The organism is Cellulomonas algicola (assembly GCF_003851725.1).
In the GTDB taxonomy this organism is placed as follows: domain Bacteria; phylum Actinomycetota; class Actinomycetes; order Actinomycetales; family Cellulomonadaceae; genus Cellulomonas; species Cellulomonas algicola.
Genome location: NZ_BHYL01000096.1, coordinates 25,649 through 34,157 on the forward strand (window position 1 = coordinate 25,649; position 8,509 = coordinate 34,157).

The 8,509-nt window shown below is 75.9% G+C and carries 6 protein-coding genes and 1 pseudogene; 3 read left to right on the forward strand and 4 right to left on the reverse strand.

Annotation, left to right across the window (positions count from 1 at the left end):
- The first annotated feature begins 108 nt into the window (after positions 1 to 108).
- Together CTKZ_RS07305 and CTKZ_RS07310 are read left to right on the forward strand one after the other, a co-directional pair.
- A complete protein-coding gene (locus tag CTKZ_RS07305; protein ID WP_124342337.1) occupies positions 109 to 975 on the forward strand; it encodes a TetR/AcrR family transcriptional regulator in 867 nt (288 codons plus the stop codon).
- Positions 972 to 3,053 (forward strand): acyl-CoA dehydrogenase family protein, encoded by a 2,082-nt coding sequence (locus tag CTKZ_RS07310; RefSeq protein ID WP_124342338.1) that lies wholly within the window; start codon positions 972 to 974, stop codon positions 3,051 to 3,053. Before CTKZ_RS07305 ends, CTKZ_RS07310 begins: the two co-directional genes overlap by 4 nt.
- Positions 3,054 to 3,182: 129 nt before the next feature.
- Here the strand turns inward: CTKZ_RS07310 and CTKZ_RS07315 are convergent, their stop codons facing one another.
- The 3 genes from CTKZ_RS07315 to CTKZ_RS07325 form a co-directional block, all read right to left on the reverse strand.
- A complete protein-coding gene (locus CTKZ_RS07315; RefSeq protein WP_160142851.1) occupies positions 3,183 to 3,848 on the reverse strand; it encodes a pentapeptide repeat-containing protein in 666 nt (221 codons plus the stop codon).
- A gap of 177 nt (positions 3,849 to 4,025) precedes the next feature.
- Positions 4,026 to 4,958: an aldo/keto reductase gene (locus CTKZ_RS07320; RefSeq protein ID WP_124342340.1), complete on the reverse strand. Its 933-nt coding sequence runs from the start codon at positions 4,956 to 4,958 to the stop codon at positions 4,026 to 4,028.
- A 57-nt stretch (positions 4,959 to 5,015) separates the two neighbouring features.
- Positions 5,016 to 5,780: a DUF2599 domain-containing protein gene (locus CTKZ_RS07325; protein WP_124342341.1), complete on the reverse strand. Its 765-nt coding sequence runs from the start codon at positions 5,778 to 5,780 to the stop codon at positions 5,016 to 5,018.
- Positions 5,781 to 5,891: 111 nt separating this feature from the next.
- Here CTKZ_RS07325 and CTKZ_RS07330 point away from each other — a divergent pair, with 111 nt between their 5' ends.
- Complete coding sequence (locus CTKZ_RS07330; protein ID WP_124342342.1) at positions 5,892 to 8,105, forward strand: SpoIIE family protein phosphatase; 2,214 nt, start codon at positions 5,892 to 5,894, stop codon at positions 8,103 to 8,105.
- Between the two features lie 87 nt (positions 8,106 to 8,192).
- On the opposite strand, the pseudogene CTKZ_RS07335 reads toward CTKZ_RS07330, so the two are convergent.
- A pseudogene (locus CTKZ_RS07335) lies at positions 8,193 to 8,509 on the reverse strand (hypothetical protein); the annotation flags it as partial.

Genomic DNA, 8,509 nt, shown 5'->3' on the forward strand with positions numbered 1-8,509 from the left:
GTTCCTCTCGCATCGTCGCTCGAGCTCGGACGGCCCTCGGCCGGTGCGCGAGGGACCTACGTCCCGAAGTGGTGTCCGAAACCCACAGTACCTGATACCTTCGGTTTCGTGAGCCCCATCACACGAGGGCCGTCGACGACGACGCCACCCACGCTCCTGCGCCCCGACGCCGGAACCCCGCCGCCGGGCGACCGCGCCCTGCCCGACGCGCACGACCTGCCCGTCGACGGCCGCTCGACCCGCTGGGCGGACCACCGCGAGGCCCGCCGCGCCGAGCTCGTCCGCATCGCCCGCCGCACCGTCCACCACCACGGCCCGGACGTGTCGATGGAGGAGATCGCGGCCGCGGCCGCCACCTCGAAGTCGATCGTCTACCGCTACTTCACCGACAAGACCGGCCTGCAGATCGCCGTCGCCGAGGCCGTCGTGCTGCAGATCCAGGGCGCGCTCGAAGGCGTCCTGCGCGTCTCGCCGACGCCCCGCGAGGGCCTGCGGGCGATGGTCGCGGTCTACCTCGAGATGATCGAGTCCTCGCCGAACGTCTACGCGTTCGTGACGCGCGACGGCTCCGTGGAGTCCGGCGGCCCGCTCGGCCACTTCCTCGACTCCGTCACCGCGCTCGTCGCCGCCCCCTTCGCGCGCGGCCTCACGCAGGAGCAGCCCGACGGCCGCCGCACCGCCCGCCGTCCCGAGGCCGCCCCCGACGAGACCGCCCCCGTCGACGACGACGAGGCCGCCCGCGTCGCGCTCGCCGAGGCCTGGGCCGCCGGCGCCGTCGGCTTCGTCCGCGGCGCGGGGGAGTGGTGGCTCGCGCACCGCGACCAGCCCGGCGCCCCCGACCGCGAGGCCCTCACCGCCCAGGTCGCCGCCTGGCTCTGGGCCGGACCCGTCGGCCTGCTCGCCCGCGACCGCACCCGACCCGACGCACCCCACCCTGACGCGACGCAGCCCGCAGACCCGGAGGAGTCCCGATGACGACGACCACCCCCCGCCCGACCCCGGCGGAGACCGAGCAGGGCGACCCCCGGCTCGACGCCGACGTCCGCCTGGACGTCGAGCACCTCGCGCACCTGCTGCTCGGGCACTACCCCGAGCTGCGACTGGGCGCGCGCCGGCTCATGGCCGACGAGCGGTTCCACCGCATCGAGGGCCTGCCGCTGGCCGAGCACCGCGACCGGGTGCTCGGCCAGCTGCGGCTGCTCGCCGCCGAGGGCGACGTGCACCGGTCGTTCCCCGTGCGGTTCGGCGGCGCGGAGGACCACGGCGGGTTCCTCGCCCGGTTCGAGGAGCTCGGCCACGCCGACCCGTCGCTGCAGATCAAGTCCGGCGTGCAGTGGGGGCTGTTCGCGTCCGCGATCTACCACCTCGGCACCGAGCGCAGCCACGACCAGTTCCTCGCCGACGCGCTGTCCGTCGCGGTCCCGGGTGCGTTCGCGATGACCGAGACCGGCCACGGGTCGGACGTCGCCGCGATCGGCACGACCGCGACCTTCGATGTCGAGACCGAGGAGTTCGTCATCCACACGCCGTTCCGTGCGGCGTGGAAGGACTACCTCGGCAACGCGGGCCAGCACGGCACCGCGGCCGTCGTGTTCGCCCGCCTCATCACCTCGCCCGCGGGCAAGCCGCGCGTCGACCACGGCGTGCACGCGTTCTACGTCCCGATCCGCGACCCGCAGACCATGGAGTTCCTGCCGGGCGTCGGCGGCGAGGACGACGGGCTCAAGGGCGGGCTGAACGGCATCGACAACGGCCGGCTGTGGTTCGACCACGTGCGCGTCCCGCGCGTCAACCTGCTCAACCGCTACGGCGACGTCGACGCCGACGGCACCTACTCCTCGCCGATCGCGAGCCCGGGCCGCCGGTTCTTCACGATGCTCGGCACGCTCGTCCAGGGCCGCGTGTCGCTCGACGGCGCCGCCGTCACCGCGTCGCGCCTCGGCCTGACGATCGCGATCACCTACGGCAACCAGCGCCGCCAGTTCGCGGGCGCCGGGAACGACGAGGTCGTGCTGCTCGACTACGCCGAGCACCAGCGGCGTCTCCTGCCGCTGCTCGCCGAGACGTACGCCGCCGGGTTCGCGCACGAGGACCTGCTCGCCGCGTTCGACGACGTCTTCTCGGGCCGCAACGACACCCCGGAGACGCGCGAGGACCTCGAGACGCTGGCCGCCGCGCTCAAGCCGACGTCGACCTGGTTCGCCCTCAAGACGCTCCAGACGTGCCGCGAGGCGTGCGGCGGTGCGGGCTTCCTCACCGAGAACCGGCTGACCAGCCTGCGCGCCGACATGGACGTCTACGTGACGTTCGAGGGCGACAACACCGTGCTCTACCAGCTGGTCGGCAAGCGGCTCCTCACCGACTACGCCAAGGGCTTCAAGCACCTCGACGCGGTCAAGGTCGCGCAGCTCGTCGCCGAGCGCGCGTCCGACGCCGCCCGGTTCCGGACGCCCCTGCACCGCGCGATCCAGACCATCGCCGACGTCGGCGACGTCCGCCGCAGCGCCGGCCAGCTCCGCGAGACCGACACCCAGCGGGCGCTGCTCGTCGACCGGGTCGAGACGATGGTCGCCGAGATCGCGCAGGCCCTGCGCCCGGCCCAGAGGGCCGACGCCGCGACGTCCGCCGCGCTGTTCAACGGCCAGCAGCACGCGATCGTCGAGGCCGCGCGGGCGCACGCCGAGCTCGTCCAGTGGGAGTCGTTCACCGCGGCCCTCGCGCGCGTCGACGACCCGGGCACGAAGCAGGTCCTCACGTGGGTCCGCGACCTGTTCGGGCTCACGCTCGTCGAGCGGCACCTCGCCTGGTACCTGGTCAACGGGCGCCTGTCGGCCGGCCGCGCGCGGACCGTCACGTCGTACATCGACCGGCTCGTGTCGCGCCTGCGGCCGCACGCGCAGGACCTCGTCGACGCGTTCGGCTTCGAGCAGGCGCACCTGCGCGCGCCCATCGCGTCGGGCGCCGAGCAGACGCGTCAGGACGAGGCCCGCGCCTGGTACCGCGCGCAGCGCGCGTCGGGCGACGCCCCGATCCCGGAGAAGCACACCCGCTGACCCGGCACGACGACGGGCCCCGGGCGCGCGGTGGAGGCGCAGCCCGGGGCCCGTCCGCGTGCCGGTGCCGTCGCCGCGTCGGACGTCGCGACCAGCACGCGGCTCCGCCGGGGTGTGCGCGTGTCGTGCTCAGGCGATGCTGCCGCGCCAGGCGGGCGGCGCGTCCGGCGCGTCGGTGACGGTCGACAGCGCGGCGCCGTCGGTGGCCAGCAGCACGACGAGCTCGGGCACGGTGCGCTGGACCGTGCCGCCGTCGCCGGCGAGGTCGACGACCCCGTCGACGGGTCCGACGCTGCCGACGGCCCCGCGGACCGTCGTCCCGCCCCACGTCGTGGCGTCGACGAGGACGCCGTGCAGGTCCGTGTCGGACAGGTCGGCGCCGCGCAGGTCCGCGCCGCCCAGGTCGGTCCGGACCAGGTAGGAGCCGCTGAGGTCCGCGTCCGTGAGGTCGGAGCCCGTCAGGTCGGTGCGGACCAGCCACGTCCGGTGCAGGCGCGCGCCGATCGCGCACACGCCCGACAGGTCGGCCTTGCCGAGCCGCGCGTGCGTGAGGTCGGCGCCGCGCAGGTCCGCGCCCGCGAGGAGCGCACCGGACAGGTCCGCGCCCCGGAGGTCGGTGCGCTGCAGGTCCACGCCGAACAGGTCCGCGTCGGCAAGGTCGGCCCCACGCAGGTCGGCCCCGGCGAGGTCGGGTGCCGACGGGTCGGACCCGAGGTCGAGGCGCGCGCCCTCGGCCCCCGACGTGCGCAGCCAGGTCCGGTGCGCCTCCAGGCGTGCGGCCAGCGTCTCGGTCACGGGGCTCCCTCCCGTCGGCACCCCGACCACCCGAGCATGACGGGCGGCCGGGGTGCGCGGCCAGGCTGTTCCCGCGGGCTGGACGGCGGCACGAGCGCCGGTCGGGCGCACCCGGCGCGCGCCTGTGGCGCACGCACAGGCCGGGCGGGCGCGACGAGGCCGGCGGTGGCGTCGGCGTCAGGCCGGGGCGTCCAGGCGGGCGACGAGGTCGTCGTCGAGGGTCAGGCGTGCGCCCGCGACGGCCTCCTCGACCTGCTCGACGCGCGTCGCACCGACGATCGGCACGACGCCGTGCGCGACGAGCCACGCGATCACGACCTGGTTGGCCGAGACCCCGAGCTCGCTCGCGACCTCGTGGAGGACGGCGAGCCGCGCCGTCGTGCCGGGGTGCTCGAAGAGCTCCTGCATCGGCTTGTCCGGCCGGGTGTAGGCCCCGAACATCAGGGTGTTGTAGGCCCAGAGCGTCAGGTCGCCCTCGGCGGCGAGGTAGTCGAACGTCTCCGGGGTCGCGAGCGTGTGCCCGCCCTCGGGCAACCGGACGCCGGGCCGCGGCTGCAGGTAGGTGTGCCGGAGCTGCACCTGCGTGAACGGTGCGACGCCCAGGTCGCGCGCGGTGCGACGTGCGCGCTCGAGGCGCCAGGTGGCGTGGTTGCTCGCGCCGAGGACCCCGACGGTGCCGTCGGCGACGAGCGCACCGAACGCGCCGACCGTCTCCTCCAGGGGGACGGCACGGTCCTCGACGTGCGCCCAGTACACGTCGATCCGGTCGGTGCCGAGGCGCTTGAGCGACCCCTCGACGGCCGCGCGGATCGCGGCGGCGGACAGGCCCTCGACGTCGTCGAGCGTCCGGTCGCCCGGTGTGCGGGGACGCGCACCGACCTTCGTCGAGAGGACGACGGCGTCGCGGTTGCCGCGCGCGGCGAGCCAGCGGCCGATGGTCGCCTCGCTCTCGTCGCCCGTGCAGCCGTCCTGCCAGAACGGGTAGTTGTCGGCCGTGTCGAGCCGGGTGCCGCCGAGCTCGACGAACCGGTCGAGGATCGCGGACGAGTCCTGCTCGTCCACGGTCGTGCCGAGGGGGATGGTGCCCAGTGCCAGTCGCAGATCGGTCATGACGACACCGTGCCGCTTCGAGCGCGCTCGAACGCAAGCCCTGCGCGCGTCGTGGTCCTACTCCGGGTTGCAGCGCGCGGCGATCATCGTGAACGCGTCCACGTCGGGCCGCCACGGCTCGAGGTTCCACTGGTCCTTGTCCGGCGCCCCGAGCATGTGGCAGAGCAGCTGGTCGTGCATCGTCGGGGCGTCGGCGCGCGGCTCCTGCGCGACGAGCTGCGCCCACGTGAGGTCCTGCGCGGCCAGGCCGGACGCGCGCGCCCAGGCGGTGGGCGTGACACCGAGCGACTCGCCGCCCTCCCGGTCGCCCCAGGAGAGCGCCGCGACCGTCGCGGACGCGAGCCACAGGTCGGTCCCGGCAGCGCCGTCCACCCGCACCAGGTCCGGCGCGACGGCCACCGCAGCCCCGCCCGACACGCCGCCCACCGGCACCCCGGCGGCGTCGGTCACGAGCACGGACCCGTCGGCCGGCACCGTGAGCGACCACCCTGCGGGTGCGGCGACGAGCGCGGTGCCGGGCGAGACGGTCGCGCGGGCGCTCCCGTCGGCGTCGGCCGCGACCGTCACGGTCGCCGGCGCGACGGTCAGGAGCGTCAGCGCCACCGGCCCGGAGACGAGCGGGACGCCCTGCGCGCGGACCGTCGCGGCGTCGGGTGCGGCGGGCGCGGACGGCGTCCGATCGGGCGACACCGCGTCGGTCGGGGAGGCCGACGGCGTCGGGCTCGTCGTCGCGTCGTCCGCACGCCGCGGACCGCACCCGACCAGCGTCAGGAGCAGCGCGACACCGGCCGCGACGGCGGCGGACGGCGTGGCGCGGCGCATGGCCGGACGCTAGCAGCGCGGCGTCACCACCGGTCACGACCCTGTGGCGTCCTATGCTGACCGGACTGGTGTCCGGACGCGCGGCACCCACCTGCCCGCCGAGGGGGGCCTGTGCCCGTCCGAGACGCTGCCGACGACGACGCCGCCGCGGCGTCCGTCGACTGCCGTGACGGCGTCGTCCACCCGGACGGTGTCGAGGCCGTCGCCCGCGCGCTCGAGGGTGAGCGCGTGCGCTGGCAGCTCGCCGTCACGGCGGGGGAGGTCGGCGGGTTCGACTGGGACCTCGTGAGCGGACGGCTCGAGTGGGACGACCAGCTCCACGCGATCTTCGGGATCCCGCGCGAGGAGTTCGCCGGGACGATCGAGCACTTCGCGGCGGTCCTGCACCCCGACGACGTCGGGCGCGTGACCGAGGCGCTGCGCACCGCGATCGCCGCGTGCGCCGAGTACGCCGCCGAGTACCGCGTCGTCCGCCCGGACGGCACGGTGCGGTGGGTGCAGGCGCGCGGCAAGGCGCTCCGGGGGCCCGACGGCACGGCCGTGCGCGTCCTCGGGGCGGCGTACGACACGACCGACCGACGCGACGCCGACGCCCGCATCTCGCGCGTGCTCGAGACCATGTCCGCGGCGTTCTTCCTGCTCGACGACGCGTGGCGGTTCGCCTACGTCAACGCCGAGGCCGAGGTGCTGCTCGCGCGGCCTCGCGCGGAGCTGCTCGGCGGTGTCGTCTGGGAGCTGTTCCCCGACGCGCTCGGGTCGGCCTTCGAGGAGAACTACCGGGGCGCGGTCCGCAGCGGCGAGCCGCGTACGTTCGAGGCCTACTACCCGGCGCCGCTCGACCGCTGGTACGAGGTGCGCGCCTGGCCCGGCACGGACGGGCTGTCGGTGTACTTCTCCGACTGCACGGAGCGCCGCCGGTCCCAGGACGAGGCGCGACGCGCCCGCGACCGGGCCGAGACCGAGCGCCGGGCCGCCGAGTGGGCCCGCCAGCGCGCGGAGGTCGGCCAGGCGCGGCTGCGGCTGCTCGCGGAGGTCGGTGACGACCTCGCGTCGACGCTCGACACCGAGGACGCCGTCGCGCGGCTGGCCCGGCACCTCGTGCCGAGCCTCGCGTCGTGGTGCCTCATCACGCTGTCGAGCGACCAGCGCCACCTGCGCGACATCGCGTCGTGGCACGGCGACCCGGCGAGCCGCGAGAAGGTCGCGCGGTACGCGCGGCTCCGGCTCAACTCGCTCGACCCGTCGTCGTACCTGTACCGGGCGCTGCGGACCGGCGAGGTCGTCGCGGTGCCTGACGCGACGCGCGCGATCTCCGAGGTCCTCGCGGTCGGCGAGGCCCGGTCCGTGCTCGGCGAGCTCGCGCCGCAGAACGCGTACGCGATCCCGCTGCGCGCCCGCGGCCGCACGGTCGGCGCGATGACGCTGTTCCTCGACGCGGGCCGGCGCGACCTCACCAGCGACGACCTGGCGATGCTCGTGCAGCTCGCCGACCGGGCAGGGCTCGCGCTCGACAACGCGCGGCTCTACGAGGAGCAGCGGCAGATGGCCGAGTCGCTGCAGCGGGCGCTGCTCTCCCCGCCCGTCCAGCCCGACGGCCTGCACGTCGTCGTCCGGTACCTGCCCGCGTCGAAGGCCGCGCAGGTCGGAGGCGACTGGTACGACGCGTTCCTCCAGCGCGACGGATCGACCGTGCTCGCCGTCGGCGACGTCATCGGGCACGACACGCAGGCCGCGGCGGCGATGAGCCAGGTCCGCACGCTGCTGCGCGGCATCGGCTACACGTCGGGCGCCGCGCCTGCGACGATCCTGCGCGACCTCGACGAGGCGATGCAGGGCCTGCGCGTCGACACCATGGCGACCGCCGTCGTCGCGCGCCTCGACCCGGCCGACGCGTCGGTCACGTCGGGTGACGCCGGTGCGCGGCGGCTGCGCTGGTCCAGCGCGGGCCACCTCCCGCTCGTCGTCGTGGCGCCCGACGGGATCGCGCGCGCGCTCGAGGTGGGCCGTCACGAGCTGCTCCTCGGGGTCGGCCTGGGGACCGAGCGTGCCGAGCACGAGGTCCTGCTCGCGCCGGGCAGCGTCCTGCTGCTCTACACCGACGGGCTCGTCGAGCGGCGCGGCGAGCACCTGTCGCACGGGGTGGCCAGGCTGTGCGAGGCCCTCACGGAGACGCTCGCCGGGGTGTCCCTCGACGACGAGGACGGCCTGGGGTGCGGCGTCGACGACCTCGTCGGGCGCATGCTCGACGGCCACGCCGACGACGACGTCGCCGTCCTCGCGGTGCACGTCCGCGCGCACCCCGGCTCGCAGCCCACGGCCGCCTGACCCGCGCCAGGCGTCGGCGGGGTCCTGCCGAGGGAGTGCGTCGATCGTGCCCGGACGTGGTGCCCCGGGCGGGGAGCGGGTCCCGGCCTACAGGCGGTGCGCGGGGCGGGCGCGCCGCCCGCGACGGTGGACCGACCGCAGCACGACGCCCGCAGCGAGGGCGGCCGTGCCGACGCCGAGGACGGGCACCAGCAGGCTGCTCCCGGTGATGGCCAGCGCGCCGTCCGACCCGGCGCCGGCGCTCAGGACCTCGGACCGCACGACCGACGCGGACGACGTCGGGCCCGGGCTCGCGACGAGCGCCGCACCGCTCACGGTCGGGCTCGGCGTCGGGGCGGGCGTCCCGCTCGCGCTCGGCGCCGGGGCGGGTGCGGCAGCCGGGGGCGGACCGGCCGGCACGGCGG

Coding starts and splice junctions, on each gene's coding strand:
- CTKZ_RS07310 (WP_124342338.1), top strand. CDS start 972: ATGACGACGACCACCCCCCGCCCGACCCCGGCGGAGACCGAGCAGGGC.
- CTKZ_RS07320 (WP_124342340.1), bottom strand. CDS start 4,958: ATGACCGATCTGCGACTGGCACTGGGCACCATCCCCCTCGGCACGACC.
- CTKZ_RS07325 (WP_124342341.1), bottom strand. CDS start 5,780: ATGCGCCGCGCCACGCCGTCCGCCGCCGTCGCGGCCGGTGTCGCGCTG.